We start from the raw sequence: 24,161 nt of genomic DNA, 5'->3' as shown, positions 1-24,161 counted from the left end.
CCGGGCCCAGCATCACGCGCGGCGCCGCGCAGTGGCGGCCTGCGCTGCGGTGTCAGACTTCTACTCCTGCCTCCACAATTTGTAAGGGTTACATGAATGGGTTAAGCGATGGGCTAAAAGTTGCTAGGTTGAGGTGGGAAGGGAGGCCGCCGTGGCAACCGAGGAAGAGCTGTTCGCGAGGGTGGACGCACTGCTGGAGGAGGAGCCGCACCTGCCGCCTCCAACGGAGCGTGCCCGGCTGCGTGAAGCCGCCGGCATTACCCAGGCCCGTCTCGCGGCTGCGATGAAGACCTCCACCCAGTCGGTGAAGAACTGGGAGAACGGCCGTAGCGAGCCGAAGGAGCCGCGTCTGTCGGCGTACCGGCGGCTGCTGGACGGGTGGGCGGCGAAGCATCCCGTCCAAGGTGTTCCTGCCGCGCCCCTCCCGGAGGCCCCGGCCACTGCACCGCGCCGAGAGGCGCTGGCCACGTTCACCCGCCCGGCCGCTCCCGGGACCATGGTGCCGGAGACCGCCGCGGCGACAGTTCCTGCCGCTCTCACCGTCCCGGCTGTCGCGGAGTGGTCGGTGACCTCTCCGGCGACGTCCCGGCGTCCGGCCACGTGGAAGGCTGCGGCGCCGACGGCGGATCCGCGGTTCCCGCACGGCCCGCTCGCCGTACTGGACGGCGAGGGTTCCGCGTATGGAGTCGACGGGATCGTGCTGGACTGCCCCGCCCGTACCATCCCGGAGTTGGTGGAGTGGACGCTGAAGGAGTCCGGCCTCGGTGCGCCGAAGCTGCACCGCAACGGCAAGGACTCCGACCCGTTGATCGTCCTCACCGCCGCGGCCGCCGTGAAGCTCGGGCTCCCCGAGCGCCTGGAGGGCCACGAGCAGCGCCGCTCCCTGCGCCTGCCCGCCGACCACCCGGTGGTCAAGCAGGTGGCGAAGGCGAAGTGGCAGCTCACCCAGCGGGGTTTCGGCCCCTGGGCGCGGATCTACCGCAAGGCCCAGGCCGGGCAGCGGCAGTGCGTGCAGTTCGCGGTGCTGTCCTGGGACGCCCTCGATGAGCGGTCCTGGCCCGGCGTCGCGGACATGGAGCCGGCCGACATCGCCCGCGTCCTCGGCGTCTACGCAACCCGGGTCATCACCCCGCGCGGCTCCACGGCTGTCTCCGGGCTCGAGCTGATGACGGCGCTGCGCCCGCCCACGAGGGCGGTGCAGGACCGCGCGACCGGGAACTGGGTCTCCGGCCACAACCCCGGCAGCTTTGGTACGGATCCGATGGACCCGGCCCCACCGGAGGCCACCGCCGAACACCCGGTCGTCGTCAACTCCGGCTGGACGGGCGGTTTCCTGAACGAGGAGGCCTACCAGTGGGTGCGCGACGTCGACCTGCTCAGCGACGAGGAATGCACACTGCCGCACGCGGTCGGCCTGGACCTCAACACCGCGTTCCTCGCCGCCGCGGCCCGCCTGGTCGTCGGCCTGTCCGCCCCCGACCACTTCCACGCCCCCGGCTTCAATCCGAAGATCCCCGGCTCCTGGCTGGTCGACCTCTCGCACATCGAGCTCGACCCGCGCCTGCCCAGCCCGTTCACCCCGGACGGCTCCCGCCCGACGGGGCCGGCCTGGTACCAGACGCACACCGTCGCCTACGCCCAGGAACTCGGCTACAACGTCCACCCGATCGAGGCGTACCTGCGGCGCGAGAGCGGCGCATACCTGGACCCGTGGCACGACCGCCTCAAGACCGCCTACGTCGACACCCTCGCCGACCTCGGCGTCACCAAGGACCTGGACGACCGTCAGTTCCTCGCGGCGATGGAGCGGCACAAGCAGGCCGACCCGGCGATGGCCGCCGTGTTGGCCGCCATCAAGGCGACAGTGAAGGGCGGCGTCGGGAAGCTGCGCGAGCGTCCGCAGGGCAAGTCCTACAAGCAGGGGGAGCGGTGGCCGGCGCTGGAACGCCCGACCTGGCGCCCAGACATCCGAGCCGCCGTCATCTCCAAGGCGCGGGTGAACATGCACCGCAAGCTTTCCAACATGGCGAGGATGACGGGCATGTTCCCGCTCGCGGTGCTGTCCGACTGCGTCGTCTACCCCAGCCCGGGGGAGAGTCCGCTCGACTTCCTCCCCTACGCCGCATCCGGCAAGCCGCAGCCCGGCGGGTTCCGCCTCGGCCCGACGCCGGGGCTGGCGAAGCTGGAGGGCGTCCAGACGATGCTGTGGGCGGTCGACCTGATGGAGCAGGGCCTCAACCCGGCCCGTTACATCAAGGGCGGCGACGCCGTCCTGGACGAAGGAGAGTAGGCCGTGGGGGAGATCGGGGACGCCGTCGAGCGCGCCGACCGCGAGGCGTTCACCCAGGAGCCGCCCAGGACGCTGAAGGGCCGGATCGGCTTCCTGATCCGGCAGTTGGGCAGTGCGAAAGCGGTGGCGGCGGAGATCGGTGTCACCGCCGACTCGGTCAACCGCTACCGGCGCGGTGCCCGCAAGAACCCGCCACCCGAGATCGCGGCGAAGGTCGACGAGGCGGTGCGGCAGCGCTGGCAGCCCCGGGTGCGCAAGCGCCGGCGCCGGCAGGCCGCCACCGCCACCGGGGTCACGGTGGAGACACGGGCCCGCTTCGGCTACACCGCACCCGTCGGAACGACCGACGACGGCCGCTTCCGCCGCCTCACCGTCCACCTCCCCCCGGCCTACGCACAGCGCCTCTTCGACGCCCGCGACCAGGGCGCCGGCGATCAGGAGATGCGCGCGATCATCGCCGAAGGGTTCAAGGACATCTACTTCCAGGACGGCGGCAGGCGCGCGCAGGGCCTCAGCGACGTCGAGATCAACGACATCGACTACCTCGACCTCGACTACTGATGACGCAGACGGAAAGCGATCTGCCCATCCCCGCTTCCGCGACTTCGCGTCGCGCGTACCGTGGCGGGAGGACCTGCCAGGAGGTGCCGATGAGCGCGCAGCCCGAACAAGCCCCCGCCCCGCCGGCCCCGGCCGCCGCCGCGAAGCTGCTCGCGCAGCTGCGCGCCGACCGCCGCGCCGACACGTGGGTGCCGGCCTTCGAGCGGGACTGGGCGAAGGCCCTGGAGGACTCCCGCCACAGCTACAGCCTCACCCCGCTGCACGACGTCGTGCGGACCTGGCAGCTGCGGGTCGCCGCGGCCCCGGCCGTCGACGCCTACATGGACTCCGGCCGCGACGAGTCCGGATTCGTGGACCTGGACGACGTCCTCGGCACCAGCCGGTGACCGCTCAGCCGTGGACGGTGCGCCTGTCCCCGCAGGCGGCAAAGGTGCTCACCGAGCTCCCCGCGCCCGCCAAGGAGATGGTCCGCGACATCCTCGACATCGCCGTACGTTCCCCGTGGGGATGGCCCCAGTGGAACGCCCGCGACCCCGAAGGCGAGGACGTCCGCGCCGCCTCCATCGGACAGCTGTCCGTCGTCTACGTGATCAACCGGCTGACCCGGCGCCTGTCTGTCCTGGATGTCGTCTGGCTCGGGTAGCCGTTCGCGAGCACGCCCCGACGGATCCCGGCGATGCTGTGGGCGGTTGCTGGCTTTGATTGGCATCATCGCCACGGCGCCCCACGTGCGTTCCGGATTCGTCACTTTGAAGGGGATATCTTCCTCCTCCACGAACGGTACGCCAGCCAGCATGCATAGCCGATCGCCGCCCCGAAGGCCGCTGGCGCCCACACAGGAAGACTGCGCCCAAAAATGACCCAAATAGCCGTCATGGATGCAATGCAGCAACCCACTCCGACATAATTTTGGAGTTTACTCTCTTCCGACTTAGGCCGGTCACTCATCCGTCGCGGACTCCTCATACTCTCAGTCCTCTCCAGCTCCAGCCGCGGACCGCCATGTCGGAACGCGATCTACGAGTCACGCGGCCAACTACCAAGTGTGCGGCTTGGGTCATCGCCGCCAGCGGCGGGCCGCTATGCCCATGCCGCAACCTATACCGGCCGCGTACCACGATCGGCGGGTAGCCTTGGTCGCCCATGCAACCAATTCATTCCCGACGCCGCCGAAGAAGCAGGCTTGGACGTAGGGGTTGTGTTAATACCGCCTGACGTATTGGTTTCTATGTATGCGGTTTCGGACGCGATAGTAGTAGTGCCTGGCACGCGCATAGCCGGGCGGAAGGGGGACCAGCGGTCGCGGTGTCATGGGGCCTTCCAGTGCCACCCATAGCGCCCGTCGAAATCGTAGGCGTTGGTGGGGTCGACGGGGTAGGCGTTGGGGTTGTTGCCTGGCAGGGGCGTCCTGGTAGGAAGGCGGCGTGGACGAGGTCCTGGTCAGTCGGCTGAAGACGTCGGTGCTCCAGTCCTTCCAGCCGTCCTCTCCCAGATCCTTTTGAACATCCTCGGCTCCTGCGTCCATCGCGCCCAGGACGTAGGCCGTTTCCCTGGTGGGTGATTCGAAACTCCACTCCTCGGCGTCGCGCGGCACCGCCGCGAACGATCCGGCGGCGTGCTGGGACGCCGCGTCGCGCAGTTGCGCGTATGTGGCAGGGCGGTCCGCGGGGTGACGCATCACGTGGAGGAGGGTGACTCGGGCCAGGGACATGTGTATGCCGTCGTCGTCCCTCCAGGGCGGCGCGGAGCCAGCGCCGGCACGCACGTAGTCGATGCTTCCGGGAGACAGGATCTGATAGACGTCCGGCATGTAGTCCGCCAGCGCTTTGGACACGGGAACGGCGAGAGCGGAGTCGAGCTCGCCCTCGGCCTTGTCGGTGATCTCCCCCAGCGCCAGCAGAATGCCCTTCATCGCCTGTGCCTGGGCAACGGAGTGCACACCGGCCTTTTCACCCGTGGTGGCTCGCTGAATGGCACTCCCGAGCCGGGAGCAGCTCTCAGTATCCGGACTGCCGGCCCCAGTGCCGAGCGGACGCGCTTGTCCTCGCTCAACTCTTTGCACAAGCCGGTGCCGTCGCTCGCACGAAGGTAGAGCCAGCCTCCGATTCCGCTCGCCAACGCGATGCACAGCGTCCGCGCTGCGGCAGATGTCCCGACGGATCGACGAGGAAACCGTCAGAGTCGTCTTCAGGGTCTAGGTGTGCTGCCCGGGACGTTGGTGACAGGCGACACGCCCTTGAGTGGTCCTTGAAAGAGGTGAGGGCCTCTCCACGGACGGCGATCAGCCCTGAGGCGATCGGGCCGGTCGAACAGCCCATCCGCTCCACGGCCCGCCGCTATCTCGAAGCAGTGGCCGAGACATCGGGGTCTGCGGTCTGCAGGCCGGGAGCTGCTTTCAGGGTGAGCACCATGGTGAGGCCGCCGCCTGGGGTGTCCTCGGCGTCGAGGGTGCCGCCCATCGCCTCGGCGAAGCCGCGCGCGACCGCGAGGCCGAGGCCCACCCCCGCGCCGCGCGGGGCGTCGCCGTAGCGCTGGAAGGGGGCGAAGATGCGGTCCTTGGCCTCGTCGGGGACGCCTGAGCCACGGTCGACGACGCGGACCTCCACCCGGTCGGCGATGGCGCTGGCCGACACCAGCACCGGCTGGCCGACGGGGCTGTATTTGACCGCGTTCTCCACGACGTTGGCGACCGATCGCTCCAGCAGCCCCGGATCCGCGGCGACCATCGGCAGGGTCTCGGGGATGTCCAGCTCGACGCTCTCCTCGGGGGCCGGTATGCCGCCCAGTGCCATCGGTACTACCTCGTCCAGGTCGGTCTCCCGGATCAGCGGGGTGACGGTGCCGGTCTGGATGCGGGACATGTCGAGGAGGTTGTTCACGAGGTGGTCGAGGCGGTCGGCGCCGTCCTCGATGCCTGCGAGGAGTTCGGCCTGGTCCTCCTCGGACCATGCCACGTCGTCCGAGCGGAGTGAGGAGACCGCGGCCTTGATCCCAGCCAGCGGGGTGCGCAGGTCGTGGCTGACGGCGGCCAGCAGGGCGGTGCGGATGCGGTTGCCCTCGGCGAGTTCCTTGGCCTGGTCGGCCTGGTGCTGCAGCCGCTGGCGGTCCAGGACCACGGCGGCCTGGGCGGCAAAGGCCGCGAGCACCCGGCGGTCCTCGGCCGGCAGGACGCGGCCGGACAGGGCGAGTGCGAGGTGGTCGCCGACGGGCATGTCGACGTCGGCGTCCTCGGGGCGCCGCAGGGGCCGGGTGCCCCCGACACTGGCGGTGATCGTCCATGGGGTGACGTCGCTCTCGCGTTCCATGAGGGCGACCGCGTCCATGCTGAAGGTCTCGCGGACCCGTTCCAGCAGTGCCTCCAGGCTGGTCTCGCCGCGCAGCACGCTACCCGCGAGGAAGGAGAGGATCTCCGACTCGGCGCGCAGCCGGGCGGCTTGATGCGTGCGCCGGGCTGCCAGGTCCACGACCGAGGCCACCGACACCGCCACGGCGAAGAACACGAAGATGGCGACGATGTTCTCCGGGTCGGCGATGGTCCAGGTGTGCACCGGCGGAGTGAAGTACCAGTTGAGCAGCACCGAGCCGGCGGCCGCCGAGGCCAGCGCCGGCAGCAGGCCGCCGAGCAGGGCCGCACCCACCGTCAGGGCCAGGAAGATCAGTACGTTGTTCGTGAGGTCCGGGCCCGTGCCGATGTGGGTGAGCGCGTAGGTGAGCAGGAGCGGGCCGAGCACGCCCACCAGCCAGCCCCCGATGATCCGCGAGCGGCCCAGACGGCTGCCTCGTGCGATCGGCAATCCTCGCCCCTTGGCGACCTCGTCGTGGGTGACGATGTGGACGTCCAGGTCGGGACCCGACTCGCGGGCCACGATGGCGCTCACACCGGGACCGAACACGTACTGCCAGGTGCGGCGGCGGCTGGCGCCGAGGACTATCTGGGTGGCGTTCACTCCGCGCGCGAAGTCCAGGAGCGCGGCCGGGACGTCGTCGCCGATCACGTGGTGGAAGGTGCCGCCGAGGTCCTCGGCCAGGGTGCGCTGCACGGCCAGTTCCTTGGGCGAGGCCGAGGTCAGACCGTCGCTGCGGGCGATGTAGACGGCCAGTACCTCGCCGCCGGCGCCCTTCTCCGCGAGCCGCGCCGCTCGGCGGATCAGGGTCCGGCCCTCGGGGCCGCCTGTCAGGCCGACCACGATCCGCTCGCGAGCCTGCCAGGTGGAGCGGATGTTGTGCTCCCCGCGGTACTGCTGCAGGTACGCGTCGACCCGGTCGGCCACCCACAGCAGCGCCAGCTCCCGCAGGGCGGTCAGGTTGCCGGGGCGGAAGTAGTTCGACAGAGCCGCGTCGATCTTGTCGGGCTTGTAGACGTTGCCGTGCGCCATGCGGCGGCGCAGCGCCTCCGGGGACATGTCGACCAGTTCGATCTGGTCCGCTCGCCGGACCACCTCGTCGGGGACGGTCTCCTGCTGCCGTACACCGGTGATCGACTCGACGACGTCGCCCAGGGACTCCAGGTGCTGGATGTTGACGGTCGAGACGACGTCGATGCCGGCGGCCAGCAGTTCCTCGACGTCCTGCCACCGCTTGGCGTTGCGGGAGCCGGGGATGTTCGTGTGGGCGAGCTCGTCCACCAGGGCGATGTCCGGACGGCGGGTGATGACCGCGTCGACGTCCATCTCGGTGAAGGTCGTGTCGCGGTAGGCGATCTCGCGGCGCGGGACCTGCTCCAGACCGTGCAGCATCACCTCGGTGCGGGGCCGGTCGTGGTGTTCCACGAAGGCGACCACGCAGTCGGTGCCCCGCTCGATGCGACGGTGTGCCTCGGACATCATCGCGTACGTCTTGCCGACACCCGGCGCCGCGCCGAGATAGATCCGAAGCTTGCCGCGTGCCATGGTCTCTTACTCCTCGAAGCGGTAGCCCATGCCGGGCTCGGTGATGAGGTGGCGCGGATGGGAGGGGTCCGCTTCCAGTTTGTGCCGCAGCTGGGCCATGTACACGCGGAGGTAGTGCGTTTTGCTGCGACTTGCAGGTCCCCACACTTCCTGGAGCAACTGCTGCTGGGTGATCAGCCGCCCAGGGCTGCGCAACAGCACTTCCAGGATGTGCCACTCGGTCGGGGTCAGGCGCATCTGCCCGCCACCGCGGGTGGCCTTCTTCGCCGACAGGTCGACCGTGAACTCCTCGGTGCGCACGACCAGCGGCTTGCCGTCGGCCAGGGGTGCGCTCTCAAGGTGGCGCAGGGCCACCCGCAGCCGGGCCAGGAGTTCCTCCATGCTGAAGGGTTTCGTGATGTAGTCGTCAGCGCCGGTGTCGAGCGCCTCGATCTTCTCGCCCTCGGCCTGGCGGGCGGAGACCACCAGGATCGGTACCCGGCTCCAGCCGCGCAGCCCCCGGACCACGTCGAGGCCGTCGATGTCCGGCAGGCCGAGGTCCAGCAGGACCACGTCGGGCGGCCGGTCGGCGGCCAGCCGCAGGGCGGTCGCCCCGTCGGGCGCGGCGTCCACCTCGTACCTGCGGGCCCTGAGGTTGATCACGAGGGCTCTGAGGAGCTGGGGATCGTCGTCCACGACCAGCACCCGTGTCATCGCCGTGCCGCCTTCCATGGAGGTGCGGGAGGTGAGCCGGGCAACGGGCACCACCTTCGCCGGGTCTGTTCTGTGGGGGATGGTGGGGCAGAGACGGGAGTCGGCGGCCGGGGATGCTCCTCGTGCCGCTGGCTCCCGCCTGCTGCGGTGGCAACGCGGTCAGCTCTTCTCGGCCAGGGTCCTGAGCGCGATGTTGAGTTCGAGGACGTTGACGCGCGGCTGGTCGAGGAAGCCGAGCGTGCGTCCCCGGGTGTGGTCGTCGACCAGCTTCTGGACGTGGGCGACGGTCAGCCCGTTCGCCTCCGCGACCCGCTTGACCTGGATGTCCGCGTACGCGGGGGAGATGTCCGGGTCGATGGCGGAGGCGGAGCCGGTGACCGCGTCCTTGGGTACCTCGGACTCGGGTACGCCGTTGAAGGCGGCGACCTGCTTCTTCGCGGCCTCGACGTTCTTGACGAGGGTCGGGTCACTGGCGCCGAGCTGGCTGGAGCCGGTGGCCAGCGGGTCGTAGCCGCTGTTGGATGGACGGCCCTGGAACCACTTGGGGTCGGGCTTGTCGGTGCCCTTGATGTTCCAGCTCTGGCCGATCAGCGTCGAGCCGACCTCCTTGCCGTCGATTTTGACGATGGAGCCGCCTGCCTGGTCGCGGAAGGCGAGTTGGCCGATGCCGGTGACGGCGAGCGGGTAGATGACGCCGGTCACGATGGTGAGGACGAGGAGCATGCGCACGGCGGCCCACAGCATCCGTGCGGTGTTCGTAACGGAGTTGTTCATGTTCTTCATCCGATCCCGGGGATCAGCGAGATGAGCAGGTCGATGAGTTTGATGCCGATGAACGGGGCGATCAGCCCGCCCAGGCCGTAGATCCCGAGGTTGCGGCGCAGCATCTTGTCCGCGCTCATCGGCCGGTACTGCACGCCGCGCAGGGCGAGCGGGACCAGCGCGATGATGATCAGCGCGTTGAAGACGACGGCGGAGAGGATCGCCGACTCGGGGCTGGCCAGGCCCATGATGTTGAGCTTGTCCAGTGACGGGTAGGCGACGGCGAACATGGCCGGGATGATCGCGAAGTACTTGGCGACGTCGTTGGCGATGGAGAACGTCGTGAGCGCGCCCCGGGTGATGAGGAGTTGCTTGCCGATCTCGACGATCTCGATGAGCTTGGTCGGGTTGGAGTCGAGGTCGACCATGTTGCCGGCCTCTTTGGCGGCCGACGTGCCGGTGTTCATCGCGACGCCGACGTCCGCCTGGGCGAGGGCGGGTGCGTCGTTGGTGCCGTCGCCGGTCATCGCGACGAGCTTGCCGCCTGCCTGCTCCCGCTTGATGAGCGCCATCTTGTCCTCCGGGGTGGCCTCCGCGAGGAAGTCGTCGACGCCCGCCTCCTCGGCGATCGCCTTCGCCGTCAGAGGGTTGTCGCCCGTGATCATGATGGTCTTGATGCCCATGCGCCGCAGTTCGTCGAACCGCTCGCGCATGCCCTCCTTGACGACGTCCTTGAGGTGAATCACCCCGAGGACGCGTGCGCCCCGGTCGTCCTCGACGGCCACGAGCAGCGGAGTGCCGCCCGCCTCGGAGATCCGGTCGGCCAGGATGCCGGCGTCCTCGGCGACCTCGCCGCCCTGCTCGCGCACCCAGGCGGCGACCGAACCGGCCGCGCCCTTGCGGACCTTGCGCCCGTCGACGTCGACGCCGGACATGCGGGTCTGGGCGGTGAAGGCGATCCACTCGGCGTGCGCCAACTCGCCCTGGTGGCGTTCGCGCAGCCCGTACTTCCCCTTCGCCAGGACGACGATGGAGCGACCTTCGGGCGTCTCGTCGGCCAGCGACGACAGCTGCGCGGCGTCGGCCACCTCGGCCTCGGTCGTCCCGCGCACCGCCACGAACTCGGACGCCTGCCGGTTGCCGAGGGTGATGGTGCCGGTCTTGTCCAGCAGCAGGGTGGAGACGTCACCAGCCGCTTCGACTGCCCTGCCCGACATGGCGAGGACGTTGCGCTGCACGAGGCGGTCCATGCCCGCGATGCCGATCGCGGACAGCAGCGCGCCGATGGTGGTCGGGATCAGGCAGACCAGCAGCGCCGTGAGCACGATCATGGAGGTCTGCTTGTCCGCGCCCGCGTATATCGCGAACGGTTTCAGCGTGACGACCGCGAGCAGAAAGACGATGGTGAGGGACGCGAGCAGGATGTTCAGCGCGATCTCGTTCGGCGTCTTCTGCCGGGCCGCTCCCTCGACGAGGTTGATCATGCGGTCGATGAAGGTCTCACCGGGCTTCGTCGTGATCTTGATGACGATGCGGTCGGAGAGCACCTTCGTGCCACCGGTGACGGCCGAACGGTCGCCGCCGGACTCACGGATGACGGGCGCCGACTCGCCGGTGATCGCGGACTCGTCGACCGAAGCGACACCCTCGACGACGTCACCGTCGCCGGGAATGATGTCGCCGGCCTCGCAGACCACCAGGTCGCCGATCCTCAGCCCCGTACCCGGCACCTGCTCCTCGGACGTGCCGTCCTTCAGCAGCCGTCGGGCCATGGTGTCGGTCTTGGCCTTGCGCAGGGTGTCGGCCTGCGCCTTGCCGCGGCCCTCGGCGACCGCCTCCGCCAGATTGGCGAAGACGACGGTCAGCCACAGCCAGGCGGCGATAACCCAGCCGAACCAGTCACCCGGCGTCCTGACGGCCAGCACGGTGGTGACCACGGAACCGATGAGCACGACGAACATGACGGGGGACTTGACCATCACCCGCGGGTCGAGCTTGCGGAAGGCGTCCGGCAGCGACGTGAGCAGCTGCCCGGGGTCGAACAGGCCCGCGCCCACGCGGCCCTCGGTCGGCTTGCGCCCGGTCGGTACGTCCTGGTGCGGTGCCCGGGTGGGGGTGACCGTGGGCATCGGGTCCTCTTGCTTCTCTGTGCGGGTGGTCATGTCGCCAGTCCCTCGGCTAGCGGGCCCAGCGCGAGTGCCGGGAAGAACGTCAGACCGGTGATGATCATGATGGCGCCTGCCAGCAGTCCGGTGAACAGCGGCTTTTCGGTGCGCAGGGTGCCCGCGGTGGCGGGGACGGGCCTCTGCTCGGCGAGCGAGCCCGCCAGCGCCAGCACGAACACCATGGGCAGGAAGCGGCCCAGCATCATGCACAGGCCCAGCGTCGTGTTGAAGAAGTCCGTGTTCGCCCCGAAGCCGGCGAAGGCGGAGCCGTTGTTGTTGGACGCCGAGGTGTAGGCGTACAGGACCTCGGAGAAGCCGTGCGCCCCGATATTGGCCATGGCGTCCTTGCCGTCCGGCAGGGCCATCGCCACCGCGGTGCCGATCAGCACCAGCGCCGGGGTGACGAGGATGTAGCAGGCGGCCAGCTTGATCTCGCGGGTGCCGATCTTCTTGCCCAGGTACTCGGGTGTGCGGCCGACCATGAGTCCGGCGATGAAGACGGCGATGACCGCCATGACGAGCATGCCGTAGAGGCCGGAGCCGACACCGCCGGGCGCGCTCTCGCCCAGCATCATGCCGAGCAGCAGCACGCCGCCGGACAGACCGCTGAAGGAGTCGTGGAAGGAGTTGACCGAGCCGGTCGAGGTCATCGTCGTCGACACCGCGAACAGCGACGACGGTCCTTCGCCGAACCGCTGTTCCTTGCCCTCCATCGCCCCGCCCGCCAACTGGGAGGCGGTGCCGGGGTGGGCGTACTCGATCCACGTCACGGCGACCACGCCGGCGAACCAGATGATGCCCATGGCCGCGACGACGGCATAGCCCTGCCTGACGTTGCCGACCATCCTGCCGAAGGTGCGCGGCAGCGAGAACGGGATCACCAGCAGCAGGAAGATCTCCAGCAGGTTGGTGAAGCCGTTGGGGTTCTCGAACGGGTGGGAGCTATTGGCGTTGAAGAAGCCGCCACCGTTGGTGCCCAGGTCTTTGATGGCCTCCTGGGAGGCCACGGCACCGGGGCTGATGGCCTGCTTGTCACCGGTGAGCGTGGTGATGGTGTGGATGTCGCCGAAGTTCTGGATGGCGCCGGCGGCGATCAGCAGTACGGCCGCGACGACGGAGACCGGGATCAGGATGCGGACAGTGCCGCGCACCAGGTCCGCCCAGAAGTTGCCCAGGTCACCCGTGCGGGACCGGGCGAACCCGCGCACCAGCGCCACAGCGACGGCGATGCCGACTGCGGCGGAGACGAAGTTCTGCACGGCGAGCCCGGCGGTCTGGGTGACGTGGCTCATCGCCACTTCGCCCGAGTACGACTGCCAGTTGGTGTTGGACACGAACGACATCGCGGTGTTGAAAGCCTGGTCGGGGCTGATCGGCTTGAAGCCGAGCGACAGCGGCAGCTTGTCCTGCACCCGCTGCAGCACGTACAGGAACAGCACGCTCACCGCGGAGAAGGCCAGCACCCCGCGCAGGTAGGCGGGCCAGCGCATCTCGACGTCCGGGTTGGCGCCGACCGAGCGGTAGATCCACCGCTCGACCCGTAGGTGCTTTGTGGAGGAGTAGACGGCGGCCATGTAGTCGCCGAGGGGCCGGTGCACCAGGGCGAGCGCGCCGATCAGTGCGGTCACCAGGAGCACGTCAGCAAGTACTGGGCTCATGGGCGTGCTCAGAACCTCTCCGGGAAGATCAGGGCGAGGATGAGGTAGCCCAGCAGGGTGACGGCCACGACCAGGCCGACGACGTTCTCGGCGGTCACAGCTTCGCCACCCCCTTGGCGATGAAAGCCACCAGCGCGAACACCGCGATCGTGGTGAGGACGAAGGCCACGTCGGCCATCGCAGTCTCCTGGGTGAGGTTCGGGGAAGAACGGACCTCTAGAGGGAACCCCCTTCTCAGGGGGGAGACGAGGGTCGTTAACGCTCCTCATACGGCCGTGGGCTCGGCCTTGACGGATCTCTGACGCGGAGAGGCTTCAAGGCCGAAGGAAGCCGCGGATGCGCGCGGCGATGGCGGGCCAGTCGTCGCCGAACCAGACGAAGTGACTGTCCGCGAGGCTCTCCAGCAGCTCCGCTCTCCGGAGAGCGGCGGCCAGGGCCTGGGCATGAGCGAACGGTACGGCGCCGTCGTGACGGCTGGCGATCACCAGGCTGGGCTGCTCTACATCGGCCGACAGACACCTCAGATCGGGACCGCCGTTGAAGTCGTGGAGGTCGTTCAGGAACCCGTGCCCGGATCGCATCCGCGTGAACAAGGCGATCGCCGCATCCCGGTGCTCGGACTGCAGACCCGCCACCACCTTCCCGACCGGAAGGACTGTGAGATCACGTAACAGCATCCGAAGGGCAGCATCCGGCGCGTGCCGTACGAGCGCGTGCACCAGTGCCCATGTCGCCGGTTCCGTGCGGGGAGCGAAGACGACGTGAGCGCCGAGGTACGTACGGCGGTCGGGCCAGGGCACCGGTCCCACCGCGCTCTGCAGGATCAGCCGCTCCACCAGGACGGGGTGCCGTGCGGTCATCGCGACGGCCGTGGGACCCCCGCCCGAGACGCCGACCACCGCCGTGACCCGGGTGACGCCGAGACGTGCGCAGAGCGCAGCGGTGGCATCGGCGAAACCTTCCGCCGAACCGCCGGTCGTGACCGGGGTACGGCCGTATCCGGGCCGCGACGGCACCAGCAGGGAGCAGCCCGCCTGCGTGAACGGCTCTTCACCCAGGGCCAGCCCGGCCCGCATGTGCCCGCCATGGAAGATCACGACGGTCTCCGGCCCGCGACGATCGAGGCGGAATTCCAGCGGTCCGTGGCCCGTCTCGACCACCCTTGTGGGGAGCTCGCTCTCGGCGGCCCCGCGAGCTGGAGGGAGCCTCACGACAACTCCCCGCTGCGGCGGAGTTCCCTGACGGTGGGGCGGGTCACTCCGAAATCGTGCCATAAAGCCGCCTGTCCTGGCTGTCCCGGGGGCTGGTGGAGCTTGTGCAGGTAAGGTGTGCGGCCGGGATCTTGACGAGCCCTTGACACAGAGCTGCGCGGAACAGGGCGTCAGGGGGATGGAGGTGACAGCGGTGAGAACGCAGGGGACGCGGATGCGGTCACAGCCGTCGCTGCTGACCACGCACCCGGCTCGCTCGGTCGTCGTGGCCTTCGCCCTCGTGGTCCTGGTCGGCACGGTGCTGCTGGCCCTGCCGATCGCCACCGAGGAACGCGCCGGCGCCGGCTTCGTGACCGCACTGTTCACCTCCACGTCGGCGGTGTGCGTCACCGGACTGGCTATCGTGGACACCGGTACGTACTGGAGCGGATTCGGCGAGGGCGTGATCCTCGCGCTGATCCAGGTCGGCGGCTTCGGGATCATGACGATGGCCTCACTGCTGGCGCTGCTGGTCTCCGGGCGGCTGCGCCTGCGCATGCAGCTGACCGCGCAGGCCGAGACCAAGAGCCTCGGCATCGGCGACGTACGACGAGTGCTGCTCGGTGTCGCCGGCACCACGCTGATCATCGAGCTGACGACCGGTACGGTCCTCGCGCTGCGCTTCCGCTACGGGTACGGCGAGAGCATCGCCAGCGCTGCGTACCTCGGCTACTTCCACGCCGTCTCGGCGTTCAACAACGCCGGGTTCGGCCTGCACGCCGACAGCATCACCCGCTACGCCCAGGACGCCTGGGTCACCCTCCCGATCGCCGCCGCCGTGATCCTGGGCGGCATCGGCTTCCCCGTCCTGCTGGAACTTCTTCGCCACCGGCACCGGCGGCGCACCACCGGACGGCGCAACTGGACCCTGCACACCAGGCTGACCCTGATCACCACCGCCGTCCTGCTGGCTGCCGGAACCGCGCTGACCTGTCTGCTGGAGTGGACGAACCCAGGCACCCTCGGCCCGCTCACGACGGCGGACAAGCTCCTCAACGGCTTCTTCTACTCGGCCATGTCCCGCACCGCCGGCTTCAACGCCATCGACATCGGTGCCCTGCACGCCTCCACGCTGCTGATGACCTGCGTACTGATGTTCATCGGCGGCGGCAGCGCCGGAACCGCGGGCGGCATCAAGGTCACCACGTTCGCCGTGCTGGCCGCCGCGATACTCGCCGAGGTCCGCGGGGAGCCCACCTCCTCGATGCTGGGGCGCCGCCTGGCGCCGCACGTGCTGCGCCAGGCCCTGACCGTGGCGCTGCTGGGCATCGGGCTGGTCATCGGTTCCACGCTCGCCCTGCTCACGCTCACCCAGGAGAGCCTGGAGGCGGTGCTGTTCGAGGTGGTCTCCGCCTTCGGCACGGTGGGCCTGTCCACCGGCATCACCGCCGACATCCCAACGGCCGGGCAGCTGCTGCTGGTCGGCCTGATGTTCGTCGGCCGCCTGGGACCCATCACCCTGGTCTCGGCACTCGCCCTGCGCGAGCGCACCCGCCGCTACGAACTGCCCGAGGAGCGACCCGTCATTGGCTGACCACCTCAACTCCCTGCGCCGACGGCGCCGCAAGCGCCTCGCCCAAACGCATGCCTTGGGCAGCGGTGACCAGCGCGTCGCGGTCATCGGTCTCGGCCGCTTCGGCCACTCCCTCGCCGGCGAGCTGATGCGGCGCGGGTGGGACGTGCTCGGCCTCGACACCGACAGCCGTCTGGTCCAGAAGTACAGCGACGGCCTCACCCACGCCGCCGTCGCCGACTGCACCGACCCCCAGACACTCCACCAGCTCGGCGTCAACGAGTTCACCAGCGCCGTCGTCGCCATCGGCAGCGACATAGAGGCCAGCATCCTGGTCAGCTCAAACCTGCTCGAGGCCGGGGTGCCCAACATCTGGGCCAAGGCCGTCAGCCGCCAGCACGGCCAGATCCTCGAACGCCTCGGCGTCCACCACGTCGTCCTGCCCGAACACGAGATGGGCGAACGCGTCGCCCACCTGGTCACCGGCCGCATGCTGGACTTCATCGAATTCGATGACGACTACGCCCTGGTGAAGACCGTCGCCCCGGACATCGCCACCGGCGTCCCGCTCGGCCAGAGCCAGGTCCGCAGCAGATACGGCGTCACGGTCGTCGGCATCAAACGCCCAGGGGAGGACTTCACCTACGCCACCGCCGAGACGGTCGTCCAGAAGGGCGACGTCATCGTCGTCACCGGCAAGACCCGCGCCGTGGAGACCTTCGCCGAGCTCGGCTGAAGACCGAACAGAGTTGCCGGGTTCCGGCAACGCCCGTGCCTCCGTGGTGCCCGTCAGTGATCTGTCAAAGACGTATCAAGGGCAGGTAAGGTTCACCATGGTGTGCCGGGAAGCCTGGTCGGCGAGCAGGGGACAAGTCTCTCTTCCGATCGGAGGTGGCCGTCATGGTGCTCGTGGTGGTGTTCGGTGCCGCGCTGTTGGTGGCGGTGCTGTTGTCGGGCCTGGCGGCCCGGACGGTGCTCTCCACGTCCTTCCTCTTCCTGGTCGGCGGCGCGCTGGTCAGCGACGGATTCCTCGGACTCATCCACATCACGCCGGACAGCGAGATCGTGTCCGTCACAGCAGACCTCGCGTTGTTCGCGGTGCTCTTCACCGACGGCATGCACGTGTCCCTGCCCAAGCTGCGCGCCGGCTGGAGGAACCCCGCACGCGCCCTGGGCCTGGGCATGCCGCTCGCGTTCGTCTTCATGGCCCTGGTCACCCACTACCTGGTGGGCCTGGACTGGACGACGTCGTTCCTGGTCGGAGCCGTGCTCGCGCCGACCGACCCGGTGTTCGCGTCGGCGATCGTCGGACGCGCCGAAGTCCCGGCCAAGCTGCGGCAGCTGCTGAACGTGGAGAGCGGCATCAACGACGGGCTCGCGCTCCCTGTGGTGCTGATGCTGATCGCGGCCGCCGGCCCGACCGCGGACAGTGCGGACGCCTCCGGTTCCACCATCGCGGTGGAACTGCTGCTCGGCCTGGTCTTCGGCGTCGTGCTGCCGCTGCTGGTCAACGGTCTCGTACGGTTCCGGCTGCTGGGCGCGGAGCCCAAACTCCAGCCCTTGCTGCCGCTGGCCACCGGCATCATCTTGTACGCGACCTGCCACCTCACCCACGCCAACCCCTACCTCGCCGCCTTCTCCGCGGGCGCGACCCTGGCGCACGTCTCGCCGGAGGCCAAGGCGTCCTTCGAACCACTCGGCGAGGCACTCGCGGAACTGGCAAAGTTCGCGGCGCTGCTGGTGTTCGGCGCGCTGCTCACCCCGCAGCTGTTCGGCGACCTCTCATTCGGCGGGTACGTGGCGGTGGTCCTCGCGATCGTGCTGATCCGCCCGGCCTCGCTGCTCATCTCGCTGCTCGGCACCAGCGTCATCTCGCGCAAGGAGAAGCTGGTGGCGGCCTGGTTCGGGCCGAAGGGCTTCGCCTCGGTGGTCTACGGCCTGCTCGTGCTGCAGTCCGGCATCCCGCAGGCCGAGGAGGCGTTCACGCTCATCGCGGTGTGCATCGCCTTCTCGATCATCGCCCACAGTTCCACGGACGTCCCGATCGCCCGCGCCTTCGACGTCGACGACATCGTCGGCATCCCGGACAAGGACCAGCCCGCCACCACCGCGCCCGCGGAGGGCCGTCTTGACGCTCGCGCGTGACCTGGCCCGCCCGTATCCGACGGTGCGGGTCGACGACGACGCCCAGGACGCGGCCCGGCTGCTGATACGCGAGCGGCTGCCCGCTCTGCTGGTGCTCGACCAGGTGGACTGCCCGTACGCGATCGTCCCCACCGCCCAGCTCCTCGGCACCCTCACGCCTGAATCCGACCCCCTGGATCCCCTGCTGACTCTGATCGCCGATCGTCTGGACGACGGCGCCCAGGAAACGCTCTCCGGGCGGTCGGTGGCCGACTGGCTGCCCCGGCGCCGTGCCACGCCCGGCCTGGTGGGCCCGGAGGACTCGCCGTCTGAGGTCGCCGCCCTCATGACACGCAAGGACTGCCCCGTCGTCGCGGTGATCGAGCGTGACGGCGGCGCAGTCACGTTACTGGGCGCGATCACCGCGAACGTCTTGTTGGAGCACTTCATCGGAGGACCGTGAACGACTGGCAGAGCTGGGCGGCGGTCGTCGTCTTCGTCGGCGCCTACGCCCTGATCATCAGCGAGAAGATCCACCGCGTCGCCGTCGCCCTCGGCGGAGCCGGCCTGATGCTCGCGATCCGGGCGACCGACGACAAGTCGGCGTTCTACTCCGAGCACAGCGGCGTCGACTGGAACGTCATCTTCCTGCTCATGGGCATGATGATGATCGTCGGCGTGCTGAAGAAGACCGGCATGTTCGAGTACCTGGCGATCTGGTCGGTGAAGAAGGCCAGGGCCAAGCCCTTCCGCGTGATGGCCATGCTGGTCGTGATCACGGCCGTGGCCTCGGCGTTGCTGGACAACGTCACCACCGTGCTGCTGATCGCACCGGTGACACTGCTCGTCTGCGAGCGCCTCGCCCTGCCGGCCGTCCCGTTCCTGATCGCCGAGGTCATGGCGTCGAACATCGGCGGCACGGCGACCCTCGTCGGTGATCCGCCCAACATCATCATCGCCAGCCGGGCCGGGCTGACCTTCAACGACTTCCTGGTCCATCTGGCGCCGATCGTGGTCGTCCTGGTCATCGCACTGCTTCTGCTGTGCCGGGTGATGTTCCGCAAGTCCTTCGTCTACGACGGGGATCGCGCCGCCGAGATCATGGCGCTGGAGGAGCGCGAGGCCATCAAGGACCGGACGCTGCTCGTTCAGGGCCTCGTGGTCCTGGCCCTCGTGGTCGTGGGCTTCGTCCTGCACCCGGTGCTGCACTACGAGCCCAGCGTCGTCGCCCTGCTCGGCGCAGGACTGCTCATCGCCATCTCCACGGCGGAGACCCGGGAGGTGCTCCAAGAGGTTGAGTGGCCCACCCTGGCCTTCTTCGCCGGGCTCTTCATCATGATCGGCGGCCTGATCGAGACCGGTGTGATCGGCGAGATCTCCAAGGCGCTGGCCGACGTGATCGGTGACAACGAACTCGGCGGCTCCATGACCATGCTGAGCGCCTCCGCGGTCCTGTCCGGCATCGTCGACAACATCCCCTACGTCGCCACGATGGCCCCCATCACCAGCGACCTCGTCCAGAACATGGGCGGTGGCAGCGACCACGTCATGTGGTGGGCCCTCGCGCTCGGCGCCGACCTGGGCGGCAACGCCACCGCCATCGGCGCCAGCGCCAACGTGGTCGTCCTCGGCATCGCCGAACGCAACCGCCAGCCCATCTCCTTCTGGCAGTTCACCAAGTACGGCCTGGTCGTCACCGGCGTGACCGTGTCCCTCGCCCTCGGCTACGTCTGGCTGCGCTACTTCGCACTCGGCTGACGCCGCTCGACGCGGGCCAATCCCCTGTCCATCACGCCGGATCGGAGAGCAACGGGCGTGGATGCCTCTCTCATCGCGCCGTTGGCCGTCATCGCCATCCTCGGCTGTCGGCCGTCACACCTCGTCGTCGGGCCACCCGAGGAGCCGGGCCCCGATCACCGCGGTCTGCAGGGTGTAGCGGTGGACGGGATCGCCGGGGTCGGCACCCGTGAGCTTGTGGATGCGCTCCAGGCGGTAGGTGAAGGCCCGCACGCTCAGGTTCAGACGTCGGGCCGCCTCGGCGGCGACACAGCCGGAGTCGAAGTACGCCGTCAGCGTCTCGACGAGGGGCCGGGCGCCGCCTCGTGCGCTCAGCAACGGGCCGAGGGTGTTGCCGACGAGGTCGGCCATGGCCTGCCGGTCGCGGGTCAGGACCGGGTAGACGAGGAGGTCGGCCGCGCGCAGCACCGGCTCGTGGATCTGCAGCCGGTCTGCCAGGTCGAGGGCGTTGAGCGCCTCTTCGTAGGAGTGGACGACGCCCCCGGCACCGGGGTGGGGACGTCCGATGGCGACCTGGCCGCCCTCGGTGGCCGCGTACGCCTGCTTGGCGAAGAACGCCAGCACGTCGTCCTGGTCCCCCGGCGCGATGCAGATCAGCCTGCCGTCCTTGGTGGTGAGCAGAATGCGTCGCTCGCCGAACCGGCCGACCACGGCGCTCTCCACCTGCCGGGTGGCCGGGTCGGTCTCCTCGACGGGCTTGCCGCCTTGCGCGACGGCGACGGCGTGGGCGCGAGAGAGGAGCAGCCCGAAGCGTTCGGCCCGTTCGGACAGGCGGCCCAGGTCGCTGCGGCCGTAGAGCAGGTCGTCGATGAACTCGCGCCGCACCGCCTCCTCCTGCCGTACGGCGAGCAGCTGCGCCCGTTCGTGTCCCTCGGCGAAGGCGTCGATCGCCAGCTCGACGGCGGCGAGCGCGCGATCACCCGCCGCGGCGGAGAGTTCGGGCCAGTGGTCGCGGGCCACGGCCAAGTGCCGACGAAGGACGGCCCGCAGGCCGAAGCCGGCCTCCGCGGCGCGTTCCCCCCGCGTCCGCAGGGACTCCAACTCGTCCCTGGTGAAGCGGCGACCCGTCGCGCACACCTCGGTCAGTATCTGGACATACCCGTCCAGATACTCGTCGGGGACCTCCCGCCCTGTCACACGTCCTCCCGTGTTCTTGGCGCCTTGCCGACGCGTTCCTGACGCACGCTGGACAAGACTGACAGATCAGGGGAGGTGGGAGGAGCCTGGCATCAACGGCGGATCGGATTCCCTCGCTGATACCGAGGTGATGGTGGCGCCTGCGGTCGGGGCACGGGGGGCGTCGATCTCCGCGTACGCCGGGCTCTGCCCCTCCCGGCAGCCCGCGCTGCTTTGTGGTGCTGCCGCCGGGCTCAGAAGGTCTTGCCATCCCGCCGGGCGTCAGCGCGTTGCGGCGACGCCCGGTAACTCGTCCCGCCCGATGCCGGAATTGTCCTGAGTCTGGCTTGAGTTGAAGGCTCCTGGCTGGTTCTGCACCTTCTGCATGGATCCGCTGTTCTGGATGCCCGAGTTGGTGCCGTCGGGCTGCTGCGCCTTGCGGCTGAGCCTCTTTTCATCCCCAAAGGACCTTTCCTGTGGGGAGTTCGCCGGTGATTGGGCCTTTCATGGACTGGCGGTACTCGGGTGGTCCGGCAGGTGCGTTCCCAGGAGTTCGGCCAGCCCCTGGCGGGTGGCGGCGAGGACTACCCGGTCCTGCGGGTGGAGAACGTAGCCGAGGTGCGGGTCCCAGAGGAGACCGCCGTAGTGTTCCGTGCCGTCGTGGGACGGTGCCACCGCGAGGTCGGGCAGGCGGTCGCCGGGATCGGTGGAGTCGACGGCCAGGACGCGCCAGGCTCCCGGACGGAACGACTCGGCGATCGTGCGGCCCTCCAACTGCGGGTGGCCCGCGACGTCGAGGGCCGCGAAGACCAGGACGCGCCGTTCGACGGGGATGGCGCCGAGGATCCGGCGGCCCATCATGGCCCCCGCGAAGGCGGGCGCGGCGAGGGTGGAGACGCTGCGGCTGCGGGTGAGGGCCTCGGGGTGGGCGGCGCGCAGGGTGCGGTGGACAGCGGTCGCGAAGGCGTCGTCGTACAGGCGCAGTGACACGCGCAGTCGGGGCGCCACGGAGCGGGCGTACAGGGCGGCTTCGAGGTTGGTGGTGTCGCTGCTGGTGACGGCGAGCAGTGCGTGGGCGCGGTGGACCTTCGCAGCCTCCAGGACGCCCTCCTGGGTGACGTCGCCGATCACGGTGGGCACGTGCAGGCGGCGGGCCAGGGGGATGCCGCGCGCCTCGGGGTCCTCCTCCACACACACCACAGGGATGCCGAGTTCGTGCAGCCGGGCCAGGACACGGGTGCCGACCTTGCCAAGGCCGAGCAGGACGACGTGGCCGGACAGGCCGCGCGGCGGGCGGCGCAGCGCGGAGGCGGTGCGGAAGGTGCCGAGCCCTTCCAGCACGGCGGCCAGCAGCACGGGCAGGAGCAGCAGCCCGGCCAGCCCGGACAGGAGTTGGAGGACCTGGCGGGCGGTGGGTTCACCGACGGCGGGGTCGCCGATGGCGAAGAGGTCGAGGAGGGTGAGGTAGGCGGCGTGCAGGGGGTGGTCGCCGGTCGTGAGCCAGGACGCCACGGCCAGCCCGAGGACGCTCAGCACGAGCCCGGCCAGGGACCGGCGCAGGCGGCGCGAGAAGAGCGAGCCGAGCGGCAGGCCACGGCCGGTGAGACGGCCGGACGGACGCGTGGGGCCGACGTGGGTGACGGTCTCCAGGACGACGGTGCCGCGCCCCGTCGCGGCGGCCACCGCGTCCTCGTCCGGCAGCAGCAACGGACCGTCCTGTCCGCTGGCGTCCGAACCCTCCGTTCCGGCCGGGTCGTTGGCGGTGGCGGAGAGCAGGGCGAGCGTGCACAGGCCGGGGGCGGCGACCTGGCCCGGCCGCGGCGGGGTGCGCTCCGCGGCCCGCAGCAGCAGTCCATCGGCCTGGACCACCTTGCTGGTGCCCGTGACGGCCGTGGCGACCAGCGCGGGGGCCGCTGTGTCGGCGTCGGACAGGACGGTGGTGGAGGTGTCCAGGACGGTCGGATCGAGACCGGGAGAGGCGACCGCGGCGGCCTGGTCGAGCAGGTCGGCCAGGTGCCGGCCGAGTCTGCGGTCGTAGAGCCGGATGACCAGGCGCAGACGGGGGTTGAGGCGGCGGGCCGCGAGTGCGGCGCGGATGTTGGTCTCGTCGTCGTCATGGACGAGCGCGAGGGCGTCGGCCCGCGCGACACCGGCGTCCGCAAACGCCTGTTCGTCGAGGACTGCGGCCTGGAGGACGCGGATGCCCGGTTCCGGGTCCGTGGCGGAGGCCCGGTTCACGACCGCCTGCATGCGAGCGAACAGAGCGGCCGCCGCCGCCCATCTCTCCGTTCCGGTGCCTGCGGTGCCGGTACCGGGCAGCGACGGTACGACGACGGTGACCCGCACGCGGTACAGCTCACGCAGCTCGGCGGCCAGGCGTTCGGCGAGGGCGTCGTCGCCGCACACGACCATGTGGCCCGGAAGCGCCGGGTGCCGGGTCTGGCCGGGAAGTGAGGGAACGCGCCTCATGAATGGGTCCGCCTCCCGACGGTACCGACGTGGCTGCAGAGCCGGCCTCCCTCTGCTCGGCCGTCCACCACCCGGCGGCCTCCTACGGCTCCGTACACGACTCGGCCCACCCTTGCTCCTTCCCCGATGCTGCTGTCGACCAGGCCGGACGACGACGGCAAGGGTAGACAACGGCCCGGCACTCGCCGAAGTTGTCGTTGCCCGGCATCAAGGAGACATCAAGACTGCCGGAACACGGCAATGCGCCACACGACAGGGGCAGTTCAAGATGGGGGCAGCGGAAACAAGGGGAGCACGTCCCGGCGCCGCGCCCTGGCGACAGGGTGGGTGCTGGGACTCGGGAAATCGGCTCGGGGGCGAGGACATGGCACAGATCGTCGACGCAGCCGTACGGTTCCCCACCGTCACTCTCACCTCGGCCCTGGCCGTCGCTCTCGGTTTCTGGCTGCTGGTCCTGCTGGGCCGGGCAGACTTGCGCGCCTTCGACGCGGACGCCCCGTCGCTGACCAGGTCGCTCGGCGGGGTGCCGGTCGCCGTCGCGGCCTCCGTCGTGATCGTGAGTGCCTGGCTCGTGAGCCTCACGGGAACACTTCTGATGGAGCTGGCACGCCTGACCGGTCCCGGTGGTGCCGCGGCCCGGGTCGCACTGCTCGTTTTGTCCGTCCTCGTCGCCTGGCCGGTGACACGAAGGTGCGCGGCCTCCCTTGCCAGGCTTTTCCCGGGCAGCCCCAGGTTGTATCGGCGGGCTGCGGCGAGCAGTGCTCCGTACGACCCCGGCAGTCCCCACACCCGCGGCTGAGCCGTCCACGGGCCCGACGGCCTGACCGCGCTGTCACGCCTGACGCGCCTGTTCGCGGTCGAGCAGGCCACCCGC

At 69.7% G+C, this 24,161-nt stretch carries 20 protein-coding genes; 10 read left to right on the top strand and 10 right to left on the bottom strand.

The annotated features are described in order from the left end of the window. Positions 1–151: 151 nt before the first annotated feature. From tap to OHU34_RS44500, 4 genes are all read left to right on the top strand, one after another. Positions 152–2,290, top strand: a complete 2,139-nt coding sequence (gene tap / locus OHU34_RS44515; protein ID WP_331733486.1) for a telomere-associated protein Tap — start codon at positions 152–154, stop codon at positions 2,288–2,290. 3 nt (positions 2,291–2,293) lie between these two features. Next, positions 2,294–2,851, top strand: coding sequence for a telomere-protecting terminal protein Tpg (gene tpg / locus OHU34_RS44510; RefSeq protein ID WP_331733272.1), 558 nt, complete (start codon positions 2,294–2,296; stop codon positions 2,849–2,851). Between the two features lie 89 nt (positions 2,852–2,940). After that, positions 2,941–3,237, top strand: a complete 297-nt coding sequence (locus OHU34_RS44505) for a DUF6247 family protein (RefSeq protein WP_331733269.1) — start codon at positions 2,941–2,943, stop codon at positions 3,235–3,237. Beyond that, the gene (locus tag OHU34_RS44500) at positions 3,234–3,494 is read left to right on the top strand and encodes a hypothetical protein (protein ID WP_331733266.1); all 261 of its coding nucleotides are present in this window, start codon (positions 3,234–3,236) and stop codon (positions 3,492–3,494) included. Before OHU34_RS44505 ends, OHU34_RS44500 begins: the two co-directional genes overlap by 4 nt. A gap of 558 nt (positions 3,495–4,052) precedes the next feature. Here the strand turns inward: OHU34_RS44500 and OHU34_RS44495 are convergent. The 8 genes from OHU34_RS44495 to OHU34_RS44460 all read right to left on the bottom strand — a co-directional run bounded on the left by OHU34_RS44495 (position 4,053) and on the right by OHU34_RS44460 (position 14,229). Further along, positions 4,053–4,763 (bottom strand): hypothetical protein, encoded by a 711-nt coding sequence (locus OHU34_RS44495; RefSeq protein ID WP_405772686.1) that lies wholly within the window; start codon positions 4,761–4,763, stop codon positions 4,053–4,055. A gap of 424 nt (positions 4,764–5,187) precedes the next feature. Further along, positions 5,188–7,740, bottom strand: a complete 2,553-nt coding sequence (locus tag OHU34_RS44490) for a DUF4118 domain-containing protein (protein WP_331733481.1) — start codon at positions 7,738–7,740, stop codon at positions 5,188–5,190. Between the two features lie 6 nt (positions 7,741–7,746). Beyond that, positions 7,747–8,433, bottom strand: coding sequence for a response regulator (locus tag OHU34_RS44485; protein WP_331734005.1), 687 nt, complete (start codon positions 8,431–8,433; stop codon positions 7,747–7,749). A gap of 159 nt (positions 8,434–8,592) precedes the next feature. After that, positions 8,593–9,207, bottom strand: coding sequence for a potassium-transporting ATPase subunit KdpC (gene kdpC, locus OHU34_RS44480; protein WP_331734002.1), 615 nt, complete (start codon positions 9,205–9,207; stop codon positions 8,593–8,595). Between the two features lie 5 nt (positions 9,208–9,212). Continuing rightward, positions 9,213–11,357 carry a potassium-transporting ATPase subunit KdpB gene (kdpB, locus tag OHU34_RS44475; protein ID WP_331733478.1) on the bottom strand — a complete coding sequence of 715 codons (2,145 nt, stop codon included), beginning with the start codon at positions 11,355–11,357 and terminating at the stop codon, positions 9,213–9,215. After that, positions 11,354–13,018, bottom strand: a complete 1,665-nt coding sequence (gene kdpA, locus OHU34_RS44470) for a potassium-transporting ATPase subunit KdpA (RefSeq protein WP_331733475.1) — start codon at positions 13,016–13,018, stop codon at positions 11,354–11,356. The genes kdpB and kdpA overlap by 4 nt, the downstream gene beginning before the upstream one ends. A gap of 8 nt (positions 13,019–13,026) precedes the next feature. Next, complete coding sequence (kdpF, locus tag OHU34_RS44465) at positions 13,027–13,116, bottom strand: K(+)-transporting ATPase subunit F (RefSeq protein WP_331733472.1); 90 nt, start codon at positions 13,114–13,116, stop codon at positions 13,027–13,029. Positions 13,117–13,332: 216 nt separating this feature from the next. Then, entirely contained in the window at positions 13,333–14,229 is an 897-nt protein-coding gene (locus tag OHU34_RS44460; RefSeq protein ID WP_331733468.1) for an alpha/beta hydrolase, read from the bottom strand. A 214-nt stretch (positions 14,230–14,443) separates the two neighbouring features. Here OHU34_RS44460 and OHU34_RS44455 point away from each other — a divergent pair, with 214 nt between their 5' ends. The 5 genes from OHU34_RS44455 to OHU34_RS44435 all read left to right on the top strand — a co-directional run bounded on the left by OHU34_RS44455 (position 14,444) and on the right by OHU34_RS44435 (position 19,663). Beyond that, on the top strand, positions 14,444–15,802 hold the full coding sequence (locus OHU34_RS44455; protein ID WP_331733465.1) for a potassium transporter TrkG: 1,359 nt from the start codon (positions 14,444–14,446) through the stop codon (positions 15,800–15,802). A 55-nt stretch (positions 15,803–15,857) separates the two neighbouring features. After that, complete coding sequence (locus OHU34_RS44450) at positions 15,858–16,517, top strand: potassium channel family protein (RefSeq protein ID WP_405772822.1); 660 nt, start codon at positions 15,858–15,860, stop codon at positions 16,515–16,517. A 164-nt stretch (positions 16,518–16,681) separates the two neighbouring features. Further along, positions 16,682–17,926: a cation:proton antiporter gene (locus OHU34_RS44445; RefSeq protein WP_331733459.1), complete on the top strand. Its 1,245-nt coding sequence runs from the start codon at positions 16,682–16,684 to the stop codon at positions 17,924–17,926. Beyond that, positions 17,910–18,368: a CBS domain-containing protein gene (locus tag OHU34_RS44440; protein ID WP_331733456.1), complete on the top strand. Its 459-nt coding sequence runs from the start codon at positions 17,910–17,912 to the stop codon at positions 18,366–18,368. Before OHU34_RS44445 ends, OHU34_RS44440 begins: the two co-directional genes overlap by 17 nt. Next, positions 18,365–19,663 carry an ArsB/NhaD family transporter gene (locus OHU34_RS44435; protein ID WP_331733453.1) on the top strand — a complete coding sequence of 433 codons (1,299 nt, stop codon included), beginning with the start codon at positions 18,365–18,367 and terminating at the stop codon, positions 19,661–19,663. The genes OHU34_RS44440 and OHU34_RS44435 overlap by 4 nt, the downstream gene beginning before the upstream one ends. Positions 19,664–19,777: 114 nt before the next feature. Here the strand turns inward: OHU34_RS44435 and OHU34_RS44430 are convergent, their stop codons facing one another. Beyond that, complete coding sequence (locus tag OHU34_RS44430; RefSeq protein ID WP_331733450.1) at positions 19,778–20,839, bottom strand: helix-turn-helix domain-containing protein; 1,062 nt, start codon at positions 20,837–20,839, stop codon at positions 19,778–19,780. Positions 20,840–21,322: 483 nt separating this feature from the next. Continuing rightward, a complete protein-coding gene (locus OHU34_RS44425; RefSeq protein WP_331733447.1) occupies positions 21,323–23,287 on the bottom strand; it encodes an NAD-binding protein in 1,965 nt (654 codons plus the stop codon). A 364-nt stretch (positions 23,288–23,651) separates the two neighbouring features. Between OHU34_RS44425 and OHU34_RS44420 the strand changes: the two genes are divergently transcribed. Continuing rightward, positions 23,652–24,086, top strand: a complete 435-nt coding sequence (locus OHU34_RS44420) for a hypothetical protein (protein ID WP_331733444.1) — start codon at positions 23,652–23,654, stop codon at positions 24,084–24,086. Positions 24,087–24,161: the final 75 nt, after the last annotated feature.

Origin of the sequence: Streptomyces sp. NBC_00080 (genome assembly GCF_045041255.1) — a bacterium.
Lineage (GTDB): Bacteria > Actinomycetota > Actinomycetes > Streptomycetales > Streptomycetaceae > Streptomyces > Streptomyces coriariae.
The sequence above is the reverse complement of the archived record's forward strand: the minus strand, read 5'-3'. Positions and strand labels throughout refer to the sequence as shown.

Bases quoted from the DNA above. Each gene is read 5' to 3' on its own strand.
- OHU34_RS44490 (WP_331733481.1), bottom strand. From the start codon at position 7,740: ATGGCACGCGGCAAGCTTCGGATCTATCTCGGCGCGGCGCCGGGTGTC.
- kdpA (WP_331733475.1), bottom strand. From the start codon at position 13,018: ATGAGCCCAGTACTTGCTGACGTGCTCCTGGTGACCGCACTGATCGGC.
- OHU34_RS44505 (WP_331733269.1), top strand. From the start codon at position 2,941: ATGAGCGCGCAGCCCGAACAAGCCCCCGCCCCGCCGGCCCCGGCCGCC.
- OHU34_RS44425 (WP_331733447.1), bottom strand. From the start codon at position 23,287: ATGAGGCGCGTTCCCTCACTTCCCGGCCAGACCCGGCACCCGGCGCTT.
- OHU34_RS44455 (WP_331733465.1), top strand. From the start codon at position 14,444: ATGCGGTCACAGCCGTCGCTGCTGACCACGCACCCGGCTCGCTCGGTC.
- OHU34_RS44420 (WP_331733444.1), top strand. From the start codon at position 23,652: ATGGCACAGATCGTCGACGCAGCCGTACGGTTCCCCACCGTCACTCTC.
- kdpC (WP_331734002.1), bottom strand. From the start codon at position 9,207: ATGAACAACTCCGTTACGAACACCGCACGGATGCTGTGGGCCGCCGTG.
- kdpB (WP_331733478.1), bottom strand. From the start codon at position 11,357: ATGACCACCCGCACAGAGAAGCAAGAGGACCCGATGCCCACGGTCACC.
- OHU34_RS44495 (WP_405772686.1), bottom strand. From the start codon at position 4,763: ATGAAGGGCATTCTGCTGGCGCTGGGGGAGATCACCGACAAGGCCGAG.
- OHU34_RS44485 (WP_331734005.1), bottom strand. From the start codon at position 8,433: ATGACACGGGTGCTGGTCGTGGACGACGATCCCCAGCTCCTCAGAGCC.
- OHU34_RS44445 (WP_331733459.1), top strand. From the start codon at position 16,682: ATGGTGCTCGTGGTGGTGTTCGGTGCCGCGCTGTTGGTGGCGGTGCTG.